The 17806-nt window shown below is 34.3% G+C and carries 17 protein-coding genes; 13 read left to right on the top strand and 4 right to left on the bottom strand.

The genetic code is table 11. The annotated features are described in order from the left end of the window. Positions 1–101: 101 nt before the first annotated feature. Together BC748_RS04515 and BC748_RS04510 are read left to right on the top strand one after the other, a co-directional pair. Entirely contained in the window at positions 102–836 is a 735-nt protein-coding gene (locus BC748_RS04515; RefSeq protein ID WP_133532281.1) for a lysophospholipid acyltransferase family protein, read from the top strand. Positions 837–839: 3 nt separating this feature from the next. After that, positions 840–1829 (top strand): acyl-ACP desaturase, encoded by a 990-nt coding sequence (locus tag BC748_RS04510; protein WP_133532280.1) that lies wholly within the window; start codon positions 840–842, stop codon positions 1827–1829. Positions 1830–1862: 33 nt separating this feature from the next. Here BC748_RS04510 and BC748_RS04505 read toward each other — a convergent pair whose 3' ends face one another. Genes BC748_RS04505 through BC748_RS04495 form a run of 3 tightly spaced genes read right to left on the bottom strand, consistent with a single transcriptional unit; the run spans position 1863 to position 3635 of the window. Next, the gene (locus tag BC748_RS04505; RefSeq protein ID WP_133532279.1) at positions 1863–2342 is read right to left on the bottom strand and encodes a DUF805 domain-containing protein; all 480 of its coding nucleotides are present in this window, start codon (positions 2340–2342) and stop codon (positions 1863–1865) included. 18 nt (positions 2343–2360) lie between these two features. Continuing rightward, a complete protein-coding gene (locus BC748_RS04500; RefSeq protein WP_133532278.1) occupies positions 2361–2645 on the bottom strand; it encodes a TM2 domain-containing protein in 285 nt (94 codons plus the stop codon). A gap of 36 nt (positions 2646–2681) precedes the next feature. Next, the gene (locus BC748_RS04495) at positions 2682–3635 is read right to left on the bottom strand and encodes a 2-hydroxyacid dehydrogenase (protein WP_133532277.1); all 954 of its coding nucleotides are present in this window, start codon (positions 3633–3635) and stop codon (positions 2682–2684) included. 100 nt (positions 3636–3735) lie between these two features. On the opposite strand from BC748_RS04495, the gene BC748_RS04490 reads away from it, so the two are divergent. The 7 genes from BC748_RS04490 to BC748_RS04460 all read left to right on the top strand — a co-directional run bounded on the left by BC748_RS04490 (position 3736) and on the right by BC748_RS04460 (position 10999). Further along, positions 3736–4122 (top strand): hypothetical protein, encoded by a 387-nt coding sequence (locus BC748_RS04490; RefSeq protein WP_246014002.1) that lies wholly within the window; start codon positions 3736–3738, stop codon positions 4120–4122. A gap of 109 nt (positions 4123–4231) precedes the next feature. Continuing rightward, positions 4232–5014, top strand: coding sequence for an MbnP family protein (locus BC748_RS04485; protein ID WP_133532276.1), 783 nt, complete (start codon positions 4232–4234; stop codon positions 5012–5014). A gap of 13 nt (positions 5015–5027) precedes the next feature. Then, a complete protein-coding gene (locus BC748_RS04480; protein WP_133532676.1) occupies positions 5028–6071 on the top strand; it encodes a cytochrome-c peroxidase in 1044 nt (347 codons plus the stop codon). A 20-nt stretch (positions 6072–6091) separates the two neighbouring features. Continuing rightward, a complete protein-coding gene (locus tag BC748_RS04475; RefSeq protein ID WP_133532275.1) occupies positions 6092–6874 on the top strand; it encodes an MbnP family protein in 783 nt (260 codons plus the stop codon). Continuing rightward, positions 6874–7935: a cytochrome-c peroxidase gene (locus BC748_RS04470; protein ID WP_133532274.1), complete on the top strand. Its 1062-nt coding sequence runs from the start codon at positions 6874–6876 to the stop codon at positions 7933–7935. Before BC748_RS04475 ends, BC748_RS04470 begins: the two co-directional genes overlap by 1 nt. Before the next feature lie 7 nt (positions 7936–7942). Continuing rightward, positions 7943–8905 carry a transporter gene (locus BC748_RS04465; RefSeq protein ID WP_133532273.1) on the top strand — a complete coding sequence of 321 codons (963 nt, stop codon included), beginning with the start codon at positions 7943–7945 and terminating at the stop codon, positions 8903–8905. Between the two features lie 78 nt (positions 8906–8983). Further along, positions 8984–10999, top strand: a complete 2016-nt coding sequence (locus tag BC748_RS04460) for a M13 family metallopeptidase (RefSeq protein ID WP_133532272.1) — start codon at positions 8984–8986, stop codon at positions 10997–10999. A 51-nt stretch (positions 11000–11050) separates the two neighbouring features. Here BC748_RS04460 and BC748_RS04455 read toward each other — a convergent pair whose 3' ends face one another. Continuing rightward, entirely contained in the window at positions 11051–12049 is a 999-nt protein-coding gene (locus BC748_RS04455) for a substrate-binding domain-containing protein (RefSeq protein WP_133532271.1), read from the bottom strand. A 126-nt stretch (positions 12050–12175) separates the two neighbouring features. On the opposite strand from BC748_RS04455, the gene BC748_RS04450 reads away from it, so the two are divergent. Genes BC748_RS04450 through galA form a run of 4 tightly spaced genes read left to right on the top strand, consistent with a single transcriptional unit; the run spans position 12176 to position 17776 of the window. Beyond that, positions 12176–13213, top strand: a complete 1038-nt coding sequence (locus BC748_RS04450) for an aldose epimerase family protein (protein ID WP_133532270.1) — start codon at positions 12176–12178, stop codon at positions 13211–13213. Further along, positions 13210–14277 carry a glycoside hydrolase family 53 protein gene (locus BC748_RS04445; protein WP_133532269.1) on the top strand — a complete coding sequence of 356 codons (1068 nt, stop codon included), beginning with the start codon at positions 13210–13212 and terminating at the stop codon, positions 14275–14277. The genes BC748_RS04450 and BC748_RS04445 overlap by 4 nt, the downstream gene beginning before the upstream one ends. A gap of 2 nt (positions 14278–14279) precedes the next feature. Further along, on the top strand, positions 14280–15305 hold the full coding sequence (locus BC748_RS04440; protein WP_133532268.1) for a glycoside hydrolase family 53 protein: 1026 nt from the start codon (positions 14280–14282) through the stop codon (positions 15303–15305). Between the two features lie 44 nt (positions 15306–15349). Continuing rightward, positions 15350–17776 (top strand): beta-galactosidase GalA, encoded by a 2427-nt coding sequence (gene galA / locus BC748_RS04435; protein ID WP_133532267.1) that lies wholly within the window; start codon positions 15350–15352, stop codon positions 17774–17776. Positions 17777–17806: the final 30 nt, after the last annotated feature.

The following is a 17806-nucleotide window of genomic DNA, read 5'->3' as shown; positions in this document are numbered from 1 at the left end:
AAATAATAGTTTTTTTGATGACTTAGCATTTGAAATTTAAGAATTATAAACAATCTTTAAGAAAAATTTATTCTTTACTTTTACACTCTATTTTTTTAGTAATGGAGAAAATTATATCCTATCCGATATCAGTCATTTATTATTTGTGTTTTGGATTAACATTGGTGATTTTTCATCCCATTCAATGGGTTTGTTTCAATGTTTTTGGTTATCAAGCACATAAAAAAAGTGTGGATTATTTAAACTTTTGTTTAACCAAATGTACCAATATTCTCGGAACTACTTATTCATTTGAAAATAGAGAAAGCATTCCAAAAGGAGTTCCAATAATTTTTGTAGCCAACCATCAAAGTTTATACGACATTATCGGAATAATTTGGTTTTTAAGACGATTTCACGCAAAGTTTGTTAGTAAAAAAGAACTAGGAAAAGGCATTCCGAGTGTTTCTTATAATTTACGTCATGGTGGTTCAATTCTGATCGATAGAAAAGATCCAAAGCAAGCCATTCCTCTGATTAAAGGTTTGTCGGAGTACATTCAAATGAACAATCGTTCGGCTGTTATTTTTCCGGAAGGAACAAGAAGCAAGGATGGAAAACCAAAAGAATTTGCGCAAAGCGGTTTAAAAATCTTATGTAAATATGCTCCAAATGCTTATGTTGTGCCAATTACTATAAATAATTCGTGGAAAATGGTTAAATTTGGTGCGTTTCCGATGGGTTTGGGAACAAAAATCAAATTTATAATTCACGAACCAATTTCGGTTGAGGAAAATACATTTGAAGAAATAATGGAGAAAACAGAAACGGCAGTAGTGCAATCAATAAAAAATTAGATTATGTCAGCACATAATATTCGATTAGAAGTAATGCAATTATTGGAAAAAAAAGTAGACAGTTTTGTCGAACAATTTTTGATTCCAGTAGAAAAAATATGGCAACCAACAGATTTTTTACCCAATTCAGAAAAAGAAACTTTTTTTGATGAAGTAAAAGAATTAAGAGAAATAGCCAAAGATTTACCGTATGATTTTTGGGTTGTGATGGTTGGAGATACCATTACAGAAGAAGCTTTGCCAACCTACGAATCTTGGCTAATGGAAGTGGAAGGTGTTGACAATGAAGGAAGAAATGGTTGGTCAAAATGGGTTCGTCAATGGACTGGCGAAGAAAATCGTCATGGCGATTTATTGAATAAATATTTGTATTTATCTGGTCGAGTGAACATGCGTGAAGTTGAGGTAACAACACAACATTTAATCAACGATGGTTTTGATATTGGAACTGGAAAAGATCCATATAAAAACTTTGTCTACACCAGTTTTCAAGAATTAGCAACATACATTTCGCACAATAGAGTTTCTCAAATTGCTAAAAAATTTGGTGATAATAAATTGTCAAAAATGTGCAAAATGATTGCTGGCGACGAAATGCGTCATCATCATGCGTATTCGGAATTTGTAAATCAAATTTTTAAAGTTGATCCTAGCGAAATGATGTTGGCGTTTCAATATATGATGAAGCAAAAAATCACAATGCCAGCTCACTTTTTGAGAGAGTCAGGAGAAAGAATAAGTACCGCATTTGAAGAGTTTTCAAATTCAGCACAAAAAATGGGAGTTTACACCGCTTTTGATTACGTGGATATTCTTCAAAAATTAAATGAGAAATGGGAAATAGGCAAAATGACAAATCTTACTGCCGAAGCCGAAAAAGCAAGAGACTATTTAATGAAATTGCCAGAACGAATGGCGAAAATTTCGGAACGATTGGTTTTGCCAGAGGAAACAAAAATATTCAAATGGGTTGAACCCGCATTAGTTAGATAAAACAAAAAAGCTCCAAAATTTTGGAGCTTTTTTTTATTCTTTCATACCGATTTGATTGATTTCGTCATCATCAGCTTTTGGGTTTGGACCATATTTATTGGTAAAATTATCACCTTCGGTGCAAAACATTACTAAAAGCCAAACGGCTATCACTAGAATTAGTCCAGCAGGTATTATTATCCATTCTGAAATTCCATCGTCAATACCAGCAAAACTACCTATTATCATTAATCCAGCAATTGCGATTACTAATACATAAGCAATAAGTAACTGCCAACCACTTTTCCCAATATCGTGAAATCGTCTAACCGACACTGCTAATCCTGGAATAAATATAGCTAAACCATAAATACTACCTATTATTTCAATATCATCAAATAGTAAACTATCTAGTATTTTTAAAATTGAAGTGAAAATAATATTAAACAAAGTAAAATACCAATATTCCGTTCGTCTTGCTCTACCATTAAAATTAGCATAATTTTCAAAAACTACTTTTTTGTACCAATACATTGAAGTCTTTTTTTAGAATTAAAACCAACCTTTTTTGCCTACTTGATAGGTTTGATAAAATTCTTCATCGCTTTTAACTAAATATAAGATTCCTTCAATAAATGGAATAATTCCACCTATTCCACAAGTTATTACACTAATAACAATTTGTATAACGCCTTCTTGAGTATATCCCAAATAAAATTTATGAATACCTAAAGAACCTAATAATAAGGCAAAAATTCCAGCAACAATTTTTTTATTTTCTTGCTGTGGTTGTTGTTGAGGTTTGTTCCAATCTTCGGTTGGTCGTGTTTGTTCCATGGTTTTATTAATTAAGTTTTTATAAAAGTAACAATTTTATTCAAATAGCATAATAATTTTATCAACGATGGTTTGCGCTAATTTTTCATGACTTTCAAATGTCCAACCAGCAATATGTGGCGTTAATAAAACATTTTCCGCTTGAAGTAAATATTCAAAAGCTCTCGGTTTTTCGTTGTCAATAAATAAATTTTCGAAAGACAATTTTTCATATTCCAAAACGTCTAATCCTGCGCCAAGAATTTTACCCGATTGTAAGGCTTCTACTAAATCATCAGTCACTACATTTTTACCTCGTGAAGTATTGATGAACCAAAACGGTTTTGCAAATTGATTGATAAAATCAGCGTTTAGTAACTTGTCAGTTTCTGGTGTCCAAGGAATATGCAAACTCAACACATCACTTTTTTGCTTTAATTCTGTTAATGAAACTTGTCTTGCATTTTCATCGGCAACATCATTTTGAAGGTCATAACACAAAACAGTCACATCAAATCCTTTAAGTTTTTTGGCAAGTGATTTTCCCATATTTCCATAACCAATAATGCCAACGGTTTTTCCATCCAATTCATAACCTCGATTTCCTTCTCGAATCCATTTGCCTTCTCGAACCAATTTATCAGCACGATTTAATTTATTCATCAACGACAATAACATTCCCAAAGCATGTTCGCCAACCGCATTTCGATTGCCTTCTGGCGCAGCAATAAGTTGAATTTGTTTGGTTTCGGCATACTCACAATCGATACTTTCCAATCCAGCACCAACTCGGGCAATAAATTTCAAATTAGCAGCTTTATCAATAAACGCTTTATCGATTTTAAATCGACTTCGAATTACAATTCCATGATAATTTTGAATTTTGTCTTCAATTTCTGCTTTAGATGAAGTAAAATCCGCCTCGTTTTGAAATCCAGCTTGTTCCAATTGTTCCCAAAGTAACGGATGATTACTATCTAAATGAAGTATTTTGATGTTTTGATTTTTCATATTGAAAATTGAAGAGTAAATATAGTATTTATTGCAAATAGTTTAAAGAAAAAAGGAAATTTGAAAGGTAAAGTTATTATTGTTTTTGTATTTTTGCACCGTGAAAAAATTTGTAATCATAATTGCTTTACTATTCATATCAAAACCAATCATTCCGGTTATTGATTATATTATTAATTATGATTACATCGTTAAAGAACTTTGTGAAAACAAAGAAAAACCAGAACTTCAGTGTAATGGTAAATGTCAGTTGATGAAAGAAATGGCAAAAGCCGCCGAAGAAGAATCAGCAAACGACAAATCAAATTCATCCGATAAAAAGGAAAATCACAAAAACATCGAAGTCCTTTTTTACACCGAAATCAAATCATTGGTTTCCAATCAAACTAGAGTTCAGAACCTAAATACGGTTATTGACAACTATTCTAATCTTTATAGCTATAAGACTAGTTTTTCTATTTTTCATCCACCAGCTGTAGTTTCATAAATTTTTATAAGCAATTTATTTTTAATGAATTGCAGGAATTCTTATTTTCCAAAACGATTGTTTGAAAATTATTTTTCAAGCATAGTATCACTTATAAATAATTCAAAAAATGAAATTACAATTAAAAAGAATTTTTGTTGTAATGAGTTTTGCTATAGCTTTTACATCTTGTTCTAGCGATGACAGTAACTCAGAAACAACAGGAAAACTCGTGGTAGAATTTGATAATGTTTACAAAGCTGCCAATTTTGCTTTTAATACAGAATATACAAATTCTAATGGTGAAAAAGTAAAAGTTACCACAGCAAAATATATTGTTAGCAATATCGTTTTAACAAAAACAGATGGAACTACTTTTGTTTACCCAAAAAATGATAGTTACTTTATTGTAGATGAATCCAATTCAGAAAGCACAGAATTAGTTTTAAACAATATTCCTGTTGCAGATTATAAATCCATTAAGTTTGGCATTGGTGTTGACCAAGCGCGTTGGCAACAAGGTGTTGAAGCACAAGCTAATTTTTGGGCTGAAGCGCAAGCTACTGAAATGGAATGGGGTTGGACAGCAGGTTACAAATACGTAAATCTTGAAGGAACTTTTACTACGCCAAGCAACGCAACTGCTGCTCAATTTCAAGCGCATACTGGTCGTTCAGCAGAGAATTACAACTACACTGAAATTGCGTTGAATTTTCATGAAGGAGAAAACGCTTTAGTTAGAGGAAACAACAATCCTCAAATCCATATTATGGCAGACTTGTCACATATTTTGGATGGAACTAATAAAATCAATCTTTCAGAAGGTGCATCAATTCATGGTGGTGTAAAAATGTCGCTAATGACACAAAACCTAAGCAATATGTTTACGGTTGATCATGTACATAACGATTAAAACAGTTATGAAAATGAACAGCAAGAACTTTTTCTTACTGGTTGCCATAGGTTTTCTCTCTATTGCTTGTAATAGCGATGACGATGAATATACCGATGTGCCAATTGTATTTGAAAAACCATCCAATTTTCCAGAGGTAATGTATGACCTAAACGGTTATCCATTGTCAAAAGCTGGAGTTGAACTAGGTAAAAAACTCTTCTATGATGGTAGATTATCCAGTGATGGTATAATTTCATGTGGTTTTTGCCACATACAAGATGATGCGTTTACACATCATGGTCATACATTTAGTCATGGCGTAGGCGAAGGTATTGGTACCAGAAATGCACCACCTGTTCAAAACATGGCTTTTCAAAACAATTTCATGTGGGATGGAGCAACTGATGATTTAAACGCATTGTCACTAATTCCTATTAGTAGTCCAATTGAAATGGATGGAAATTTAAATACCATTGTGGCTATGCTGAATAGTGATGCGCAATACAAATCGATGTTTGCCAGAGCATTTCCTAACAAACCTATTGATACCGAACACATGCTCAAAGCATTGGGACAATTTATGGTAACTATGGTTTCATCCAATTCTAAATTTGATAAATACAGAAGAAATGAAACCGGAGGAAATCTAACAGCAGTTGAATTAGAAGGTTATCAACTTTTTAATCAAAAATGTGCTTCTTGTCATGCTACCGATTTGTTTACCGATAATACTTTTAGAAACAATGGATTACAACCTAATCCACAAATTGATGATAAAGGTCGCTTTAACGTAACACAATCGGAAACGGATAAGTACAAATTCAAAGTGCCAAGTATGCGTAACATAGAAAAAACAAAACCTTATATGCACGATGGTAGATTGTTTACCCTTGAAGCCGTTTTAGATCACTATGCATCGCAAGTTGTTGATATGCCAACGCTCGATCCATTATTAAAACAAAATGGTTCTACAGGTATTCCACTAACAGCTGCCGAAAAAACAAAAATAATTGCTTTTTTAAAAACATTAACAGACGAGGATTTTTTAACTAATCCTAAATTTTCAGAAAATTAATAATTAACAAAATAACAAAAATGAAAACATTTAAAAATATCGCTTTAACTCTTTTATCTTCAACTTTATTTTTCGCTTGTTCAAGCGATGATGATAACAATACTTCAACGGCAAAAGCTAATGCTAATGTAACTTTTGATGCAAGAGTTGGTAGTGCCGATTTCGCTTTAGACACACCTTATACAATCAACGGAACTTCATACCAATTTGATGGATTAAGATATTGGATTGGAAATGTTGAATTTGTAAATGCTAACAACGAAACAGTAGCATTTGAAGACAGCTATTTTCTTATGGAAGAAACCAAAGCAGTTGCTGTTCAAGAAGGTGATTTTACTTATCCTGCCAAAAAGAGAGAAACGTTTGGTTTAAATAATCTTCCTGTTGGAAATTATACAAAAATCCGTTTTACAGTTGGAGTTGACGCAGTTTATAACGATAATTTAAGTTTACAAGCTGGAGAACTTTCTCAATTAAACGGAATGACAAACATTTCTTGGATGTGGCACACTAGCTATATTTTCTCTTCATTGAAAGGAAAAAATACGGCTTCTAACCAAGCTATAACTGTAGAAACAGGTTTAAATGCAAATTACAGAACGGTTGAAATTACATTAGCAACTCCATTTGAAGTAAAAGCAAATCAAGTAAATACTTTAGGGTTGAATGTAGATGTGGCTAAAATTGTTGACGGAATTGATTTAGCAGCAACACCAACTGTTTCTGCTTCAACACCAACAGTTATGACGGCTGTAGCTAACAACTTTAGAGATAAAGTATTCAGTGTAAAAAGCGTTGAATAATGAAAAATAACCAGTTCAATAAAATACAATGCGGATTTCTCAGTTTACTGACTTTTGCATTCATAAGTTGCTCTGGTGATGATGATTATCAGGAACCAAAACCGTTGGTGGAAGTTCCTGATAATTTTCCTTCGTTTATTGATAGTCAAACTAATCCTTTGTCGGAATCAGGTATTGCATTAGGTAAAAAATTATTTTATGACAAAGCATTATCAGGAAATAACAATGTGTCTTGTGCCAGTTGTCATTTGCCAGAACTTGCTTTTTCTGATGGTGTTGCGCTTTCTAATGTTGGTGTTTCGGGCAATCAATTGCACAGAAATGCTCCAGCATTAATCAATTTAGCTTGGGCAACCAACGGTCTTTTTTGGGATGGTGGTTCAACCAATTTAGAATCGCAAGCATTTGCACCGTTATCGCATCCTGATGAAATGTTTCAAAATTTAAACCAATTAATTCAAGAACTTGAAGCAAAACCAGAATATGTAACACTATTTCAAAAAGCATTCGGACAACCTGTATCTCAAACGGGAATTGTTAAAGCATTAGCGCAGTTTCAACGAACTTTAGTTTCTGGAAATTCAAAATACGACAAATTTGTCCGCAATGAAGCTGATGGAATTTTAAATGATGCAGAATTAGATGGCTTAGCTTTAGCAGAGCAATTTTGTTTTTCATGTCATCAAACACCTTTATTAACGGATAACCAATATCATAATAATGGTTTGGATGATGATTTTTCAAATACTGCTTTTGAAGGGATTTTCCAAGGTAGATTCCGTGTAACGAATGACATCAATGATTTGGGAAAATTCAAAACACCAACACTTCGAAATATAGAAAAAACGGCACCATACATGCACGATGGTCGTTTTTCAACATTAGAAGAAGTAATAGACCATTACCGTTTTGGAGTAAAAAACTCACCTTCACTGGCTTCACAATTAAACCAAAACAATACGCTGGGAATTCCTTTATCCCAAACAGAAAAGAATAATCTAATAGCTTTTCTAAAAACGTTAACCGATGAGGAATTTTTAAATAATCCTCGTTTTAAGTAAAAAATAAATGAAAAAATATAGTTTCCTTATTTTAATTGCATTCCAATTAGCAACCGCTTCTGGAAATGGAAATGCAACCAATCCACCAAAGTTTTCATCGTTTAATCATATTTTAGATGCAAAAGAAATTCTTTGCGATGCTTGCGGTTGTTCGGCTAGTGGCGGAAGTATGGGTTTTGCTTCTATTTTAAATCCAAATTTTATTGGCGTTCGCTATTTTAATCAATCGTATAAAAGCACTGATGGTTTGTATAGCAATTCACCTTGGTATGAAGAAAATTTCAATACCATTCAAGTTTGGGGAAGAATTCCAATTACTAAAAAAATACAGATTTCGGCTTTGCTTCCATATCATTTCCACAATCGAGAATCAGCTAATGGAAAACAAAACATCAGCGGAATTGGCGATGCAACTTTACTCGGAATGTATGAAGTTTTTAAGACCAAAAAGGACAGTGCCGTTTTTAGTCATACTTTACATTTTGGTGGTGGTTTAAAAATTCCATTTGGAAAATTTGACGAAGCCAATAACGGTAGCATAAATCCTAGTTACCAAGTTGGAACCGGAAGTTGGGATTATATTCTAGCAACGGAATATGTAATTAAAAGAAAACAATTCGGGTTGAACGCCATGCTGAATTATGTCATCAAAACTGAAAATGATAAAAACTATCGCTTTGGAAATCAAACCAATTACGCTGGAACTTTCTTCTATTTAGTAGAAACTTCCAAATTTACTTTTGTACCACAACTCGGAATTGCAGGCGAAATATATGACAATAATTATCAATACAATCAAAAAGTAAGAGGAACAGCAGGCGATATTCTTTTAAGTAAAATTGGTTTTGAAATCGGCAAAAACAGATGGTCATTTGGTGCCAATACGATGTTGCCAATCAATCAAAATCTAAATGACGATAGAGTAAGAGCCAATTATCGATGGAGTGTTAATTTGAATTATACACTTTAACAATAACTGTAACATAATTTTAGTATTGAAGACAAATAATTTTGAACTAAATTAGCTAATTCAAATAAACAAACTTCAATGAAAAAATCTCTTCTATCAACGGCAGTACTTTGCTTACTAATAAGCAGTTGTAGCCAAAAAGAAATAGCATCGGGCATATCTAAAAAAGATATGGATACATTAGTCAATCCAGGCGATGATTTCGATGCTTATGTAAACGGGAATTGGAACAAAAACACCAAAATCCCTGCGGATAAATCTTCCTATGGCGCATTCGACATGCTATTGGATAAATCGGAGAAAGATGTAAAAGCCATCATCGAAGAAGCTGCCAAAGGAAATAACCCTGAAGGTTCTGATGCTCAAAAAATTGGTGATTTCTTTGCTTCCTATATGGATAGAAAAGAACGTGACGCCATTGGGTTGAAACCTCTTCAAAAAGAATTCGTTGCCATCGATGCGATTACCGATTATAATAGTTTAGCGAGCTATTTTGGTTATGCTAACAGAAACGGATACAACATTCCTTTTCAATTCTCGGTGTACAATGACTTCAAAGATCCAAACAAATACTCATTAGTAACTTGGCAAGGTGGAATTTCATTACCAGATAGAGATTATTATCTTTCTAATGATGCAGCAATGGTCAAAATTAGAACGGCTTATAAAACACATTTGGAGAAAATGCTACAACTTTCGGGAGTTGCTAATCCAACAGAAAGTGCAGCAAAAATCTTCGCTTTGGAAACCGAAATTGCAACAATTCACCAACGCAAAGAAGACAACCGCGACATGACAAAACTTTATAATCCGTATAAAGTGGAAGATTTTAAAACATTGATGCCAAATTTCAATTGGGCAGCTATGATGGAAAAAGCGGGTGTTGGAAAAGAGAAATCAGCCATTATTGCTCAAGTAAATTATCAAAAAAATCTTGATGGAATTATCCAAAAAACACCAATCGACACTTGGAAAACATTCCTAAAATGGAGTGTTATAAATGCTTCTTCTGCTTATCTAACAACGGAATTGGACAATCAACAATTTGAATTCAATGGAAAAATCCTCAATGGAACAGAAAAACAACGCGAAGATTGGAAACGCGCTGTAGCAACGGTTAGCAATGGTTTAGGCGAAATGATTGGCAAACTATATGTAGAAAAACATTTCAAACCAGAAGCTAAAGAACGCATGACAGTTATGGTTAAAAATCTACTCAAAGCCTATGGTGAAAGCATCAAAACATTAGATTGGATGAGTGAAGCTACCAAAAAAGAAGCGTTGAAAAAAGTTGATAAATTCATTGTAAAAATTGGTTATCCTGATAAATGGAAAGATTACAGCAGTGTAAAAATTGATAGAAAAGATTTAGTTGGTAATCTTCGACGCGCTGGCGAATTTGAATACAATAGAAATTTAGCCAAACTGGGAAAACCTGTTGACAAAACTGAATGGGGAATGACTCCTCAAACCGTAAATGCGTATTATAATCCAACCGTAAACGAAATCGTATTTCCAGCAGCTATTTTACAACCACCATTTTTTGATTTGAATGCAGATGATGCTGTAAATTATGGTGGAATTGGAGCGGTTATTGGTCATGAAATTGGTCACGGTTTTGACGATCAAGGAAGTACTTTTGATGGCGATGGTGTTATGAGAAATTGGTGGACAGAAAAAGATTTAGCTGCTTTTAAAACAAAAACTAGCGCCTTGATTGAACAATACAATAGCTTCGAAGCATTGCCTGGTCTTAATGTAAATGGCGCATTTACTTTAGGAGAAAATATTGGTGATTTAGGTGGATTAAGTATTGCTATAAAAGCATATAAAGCATCACTAAACGGAAAAGAAGCCGAAGTTTTAGATGGTTATACTGGAATTCAACGTGTATTTTTAGGTTGGGGACAAGTTTGGAAAGAAAAAATGCGTGACGAATCATTGCGAAACCAAATCACTTCCGATCCACATTCGCCAGGAAAATTCCGTGTGAATGGAACCGTTCGTAACATTCCAGAATTTTACGAAGCATTTGATGTAAAACCAACTAACAAATTGTATTTGGCTCCAGAGAAACGAGTGAAAATTTGGTAATACATTTTTAGAATAAACTAAAAGCGCAACTTTATGGTTGCGCTTTTTTATTTACAACGACTTCCTAATAATCAAATCCGAAGGGTTTTCGATTTGTTCTTTACTCGAGTGAAGTAGCATTTTCGCCAATGTTTTTCCCATCGCTTTAAAATCGGTTGAGATTGTTGTAATGCCGTTTTCAACCACCTTTTTCAAAGGTGTATCATTATAGGAAATGATGCCAAAATCTTTTCCAATTTCTAAATTTTGCCTCTTGGATTGTTCGATGACATTCACCAAATGTCTATCCGTTGGAATAATATAAACATCACCTTTTGCAATCAGTTGTTCTTCAAACGAAGTAATGATTTGATGTTCAAAATGATGTTCAACACAAAATTGATTGAAGCCATCAACCATTCCAATAGGTTCTTTATTTCCTGGGAAAATCAACACCAGTTTACTATATTTTTCCAATAACGATTTTCCTTTCATTAAACCATCATACATGTCTTTTATAAAATGCTGATGCACAGATGGGAAATCGTGTAATTCTGCATTGGTTTGATCCAAAATATAAACATCTTGTTTAGGTAACATTTTTATAATTGCAGCAGAACCAACCAAATTGGTAGGCATAATGATATATTTTGAATAGTTTCCGTTGCTTTCATAAATCAATTTCTTGAACATTTCGATATTAAAATGATGAAAGAAAATATCAACTTGTGCCTTGTTGTCCATCACTTCCAAAAACGAATTATAAATATCTTCTTTAAAAGCATTCAGCTCATCAAAAAGCAAAAATATGCGTTGCTCAAAACTAAATTCCACACTTTTTACATAATATCCTTTTCCTAAAATGGCATAAATAATACCGCGTTTTTTTAATTCTTCATACGCCAATAAAACCGTATCTCGCGAAATGGAGAACTCTAAACTTACTTTATTCACCGATGGTAATTTGTCGTTGCGCTGCAACCTTTTTTCGGCTATGGCAATTTCTACCGAAAGTACTATTTGCTTGTACTTCGGCTGATTGGACTGCTGATTTATCGAAATTATTTTCATCTTTTTAATTACTATTCCAATTACGAAAACGATATAACTGGTGGCAAGATACGAATAAACTGGTAGGTAGTAGTATGGTTAAATAACATTAAATCCTATTTTTGTTAACACATTGATAAAATAGCTATGCAAAAAAATCATTTTTCACAAATTGAACCGGTAATAAATACGAAATCCTATGGTTTTATTACCGAAGTGAAAGAAGTATTTAGTCACACCATTCGCAATTCAAAAGGAATGGAATTGACCGCAATTGATTTTGGCGCAACGATTTCATCTTTAAAAATTCCGATGCCAAAAGGTGAGAAAATAGATGTGGTTTTGGGTTTTGAAAAACTCGAAGATTATATAAATTCTTTCGATTTACCAAGCGCGCCATATTTTGGAACAGTAGTTGGACGATATGCTGGACGAATTAACAAAGGAAGTTTTTCTATCATTGAAAACAACTACCAGTTAGCAAAAAATCACGGCGAAAATCATCTTCATGGTGGAAAAAAAGGATTGAGCAAAGTCATCTGGAGAATGAAAAATCAAGACGAAAATTCAGTTTGTTTTGAATGTGTAAGTTTATCAACCGATGATAATTATCCAGGAGAATTGACCGTTCAAGTTACGTATCTTTTAACTGAAAATAATGAACTAAAAGTCACTTTTTTAGCGACAACTACGGAAGACACTATCATCAATTTAACACAACACAGTTATTTTAATCTCAACGGAAATGCAAGCGATATTCTCAATCACAAACTAAAAATAAATTCTAATTTAATTCTTGAGACCAACGACGAACTCATACCAACAGGAAATTTTACACCTTTAGACAATCATGAATTTGATTTCAAAGAGTTCAAAAACTGTCCTGAAATTATAGACACTACTTTTGTGTCCAAAGAAAATGAAGTTGGAAGTTTGTTAAGCGAAACGTCCAATATAAAAATGACCGTTTTTTCCAATCAACCTTCGGTTCACATTTATATAGGTGGAAATTGTTTCAACCAAATCAAAGGGAAAAACAATATCGATTACAACACCAAAAGTGGCATATGTTTTGAAACGCAAAATTTCCCAGATGCGCCAAACCACAGTCATTTTCCAAATGCAATTTTGAGAAAAGACGAAAAATATTATCACCAAACATTATTTAAATTTGAAACGCTATGAAAAATTTAATCGTACTACTTTTTGCAATTACTTTTTGCTCTTGCTCTTCCGACAGCAAAGACGAAACAGAACCAATTGTTGAAGACAACTTCATTCGAGCGGCAGACATGTCTTATTTGCCTTTGATAGAAAGCGAAGGAACTGTTTATAAAAACAACAACATTTCTGAAAACGCATTAACAACGCTAAAAAATGCAGGTTGCAATACCATTAGAGTTCGTCTTTGGAAAAATCCAATCAATGCACATTCTGGATTTAACGAAGTGAAAACGTTTGCACAACGCATCAAACAAGCAGGAATGAAAGTTTGGCTTACAGTTCACTACTCGGATACTTGGGCTGATCCAGCTAATCAAGAAAAACCAGCAGAATGGGCTAGTTTGAATTTCACCAATTTAAAAACGGAAGTGGCTAACTATACCACGCAAATCATGACCGAAATCAATCCAGACATTATTCAAATTGGGAACGAAACTAACGATGGTATGCTTTGGCCAGAAGGCAAAATTACTACCAACGAAAGTCAATATGTACAGCTTGTTCAAAGTGCTGTTGCAGCGGTTAGAAGCAAATCATCAACCACCAAGATAATGCTTCATTTTGCAGGAACTTCTGGTTCTGATTGGTTTTTCAATAAAGTAGCTTCTGTGGATTATGATTACATCGGCTTGTCATACTATCCAATTTGGCACGGAAAAGATTTGAATGTCGTAAAAAACACCATCAATTCGTTAAGCGCAACGCACAATAAAAAAGTCATTTTAGCTGAAACTGCTTATCCTTTTACACTGGGTTGGAACGATTGGACCAACAACATTATGGGATTAGAAAGCCAACTAATTACTACTTATCCTGCAACTCCAGCAGGTCAAAAAAGCTATCTTTTGGCTATAAAAAATCTTGTAAAAGATACTACAAACGGTATTGGTTTTTGCTATTGGGGTTCAGAATGGGTAGCCTTTCGTGGAAACGAGTCTACGAACGGTTCTTCGTGGGAAAACCAAGCGCTTTGGGATTTTAATTTTAACGCACTTCCAGCGATGGAAGCATTTAGCAAAGAATAAATATGAGAACAAATCAATACGTTTTGTCATTAAAATGGGCAATAGTACTTTCAATATTCCATTTCAGTTTGGCAAAAGCTCAAACTGTTTTTTCAAAAGGTGCTGACGTAGGTTGGTTGCCTCAAATGGAAGCCACAGGTTATAAATTTTATGACCAAGATGGTAAAGAAACCGACTGTTTACAATTGCTAAAAGACAGAGGAATGAACTCCATTCGTCTTCGTGTTTGGGTAAATCCAAATGACGACAAAGCTAGCGGACATTGTAGTAAAGAAGAAACCATCATCATGGCATTGCGTGCGAAAAAAATGGGAATGCGAGTAATGATTAATTTCCATTATTCCGACTCCTGGGCTGATCCTGCCAAGCAATTCAAACCAAAAGCTTGGGAAAAACATTCGTTTCCAGAACTTTTGGACGATGTTTACAACCATACTTTTGATGTGATTTCGTCTCTAAAAAAAGCAGGCGTAACACCAGAATGGGTTCAAGTAGGTAACGAAATTCCTGGTGGAATGCTTTGGCCAGATGGAAGTACTGACAACTGGAAACAACTCGGACAATTACTAAATAAAGGTTATGATGCAGTCAAAGCTGTGGACCAAAACATCAAAGTGATTGTTCATGTTGATGAAGGAAACAACAACGCAAAATTCAGAACATTCTTTGATAATGCTACTGCTCAAAAAGTACGTTATGACATCATCGGATTGTCGTATTATCCGTATTGGATTAAAAAAGATTATTCAGAAACCATTGCCGATTTAGAATTCAACTTAAACGATATGGTAAAACGCTACAATAAAGACGTGATGATTGTAGAAGTTGGAGGCGAAGACGATAAAGTTCAAAACACCTACGAACTATTAAAAGCTACTATTGAAGCCGTTAAAAAAGTGCCAAATAATCGTGGTTTAGGCGTAATGTATTGGGAACCACAAGGTGCAAGAAGTTGGAGCCATTACGCATTAAGTGCTTGGCAAGCTGACGGAAAACCTTCTCCTGCTTTAGATGCTTTTAAAGAATAAAAATCCGTTTAATCTGTGAAAATCTGTGGCAAAAAATAAAAACTATGACTAAAATCTCAATATTTCATCCAACAAAAATCGCTTTTCTAATTTCTTTTTTATTCGTTGGATTTCAAGCAAATGCACAAAAGAAAATCAGTTTAGACGAAGATTGGAGATTTCATTTCGGAAATGCTGCCGATGTTTCCAAAGATTTCGATTATGGAAAAACAGCCTTGCTTCATAAATCAAATGTGTTTGCAACGACCATAGTAAATCCAAAATTTGTCGATACTACTTGGAAGAAAATCAACGTGCCACACGATTGGGTTGTCGAACTTCCTTTTGTAAAATCAGACCAAGTTGAAATGGACAGTCACGGTTACAAACCTGTTGGCGGAGCTTATCCAGAAACGAGTATTGGTTGGTATCGCAAACATTTTTCTGTAGATAAAAAAGACGATGGAAAGCGTTTCGAGCTTCAATTTGATGGAATTTACAGAAATGCCGAAATTTGGTTTAACGGATTTTATGTCGGAACTAATTTTAGTGGTTACGTTGGCAATTCCTATGATGTTTCTGATTATGTAAATTTTGAAGGCGATAATGTCATTGTAATTCGGGTAGATGCCACGCAATATGAAGGTTGGTTTTATGAAGGCGCCGGAATTTATCGCCACGTTTGGTTGAATGTAACCGATAAAGTTTTCATCCCTAGTGATGGCGTTTTTGTACATTCAAAAATAAAAGGTAAAAACGCCACTGTAACTATAGAAACCGAAGTTGAAAATAAAAATTTACGACCTTCCAACGCAGTTGTTTATTCCATAATTACTGATAGAAACGGTAAACAACTCGGCAAAACTTCAGAACAAAAAGTAGCACTTTCGGTAAACGAAAAAACGACAATTAAACAAAACGTGAACCTTAGTAACGTTATGCTTTGGTCATTAGAAAATCCCTATTTGTACAAAGTTATTTCAGTGGTAAAGCAAAACAATCAAATCGTACACCAAACCAAAACTCGCTTCGGAATAAAAACGGTAACATTTGATGCTAAAAAAGGATTTTTCTTAAACGGTAAACACCTTAAAATTCAAGGAACAAACAACCATCAAGACCACGCCGGAATTGGAAGTGCCATTCCTGATTTTATGCAATATTATCGTGTAAAATTATTGAAAGAAATGGGTTCCAATTCCTATCGAGCAAGTCACAACGCACCAACACCAGAACTTCTGGAAGCTTGCGATAGCTTGGGAATGTTAGTAGTTGACGAACAACGTTTACTCAACAGCAGTCCAGAATACATTGACCAATTCAAACGATTAATTAAACGCGATAGAAATCACGCTTCCGTTTTTTTATGGTCTATCGGAAATGAAGAGCAAAACATCCAAGGAAACGAGTATGGAAAACGAATTGCACAAACACTTTTAGCCATTCAGTCAGCATTAGATCCAACGAGAACTTCAACCTATGCTGCCGATATGGCTAACGAATTCAAAGGCGTAAACGAAGTCATTCCAATTCGTGGATTTAATTATCGCGAATTTGCCGTTGCCGATTATCATCGCGATCATCCCAACCAACCTTTACTCGGAACCGAAATGGGAAGTACAGTAACAACCAGAGGAATTTATGAAAAAGATGAAATTCGCGCCTATGTTCCCGACCAAGACATCACGCATCCTTGGTGGGCAAGCAAAGCCGAAACGTGGTGGAAATTAGCTGCTGAAAATGATTACTGGCTTGGAGGTTTTGTTTGGACAGGATTTGATTATCGCGGCGAACCAACACCTTACAAATGGCCAAACATCAGTTCGCATTTTGGAATTTTAGATGTTTGTGGTTTCCCAAAAAACATTTATTACTACTATAAAAGTTGGTGGACAAACGAAGATATTTTGCACATTTCACCTCATTGGAATTGGTCAGAAAAAATAGGTCAACCTGTTGAGGTTTGGGTAAACACCAATGCCGATGAGGTAGAATTATTCCTTAACGGAAAATCTTTAGGGAAGAAAACCATGCCAAGAAACAGTCATTTAAAATGGCAAGTAAACTACGAACCTGGAACGTTGGAAGCAATCGCTTTTAAAAACGGAAAACGACTTACTGCCAAAGTAGAAACAACAACTCATCCTGTAAAAGTAAATGCTGTAGCTGATAAATCCACAGTTTTAGCCGATGGTAAAGATGGAACCGTTGTCAATATTTCAATAGTGGATGACAAAGGTCGTGAAGTGCCAAATGCAAATAATATGATTTATTTCAAATTAACTGGCGATGCCAAAATTATTGGCGTTGGTAATGGTGATCCAAGTTCGCACGAAGCTGATAAATGTACTGATGGCGCTTGGCAAAGAAGTGCTTTCAATGGAAAATGTCAAGTAATTATCCAAGCAGGAAAAACAGTTGGCGATTTGAAATTAGAAGTAAAATCCAATGGATTGCGTTCGGCTGCAGTAGAAATAAATCAAAAGAAATAAGACACCCGACTACCTGCAAGGTTTTCAAAA

It is taken from the genome of Flavobacterium dankookense, from assembly GCF_004362665.1.
Lineage (GTDB): Bacteria > Bacteroidota > Bacteroidia > Flavobacteriales > Flavobacteriaceae > Flavobacterium > Flavobacterium dankookense.
The sequence above is the reverse complement of the archived record's forward strand: the minus strand, read 5'-3'. Positions and strand labels throughout refer to the sequence as shown.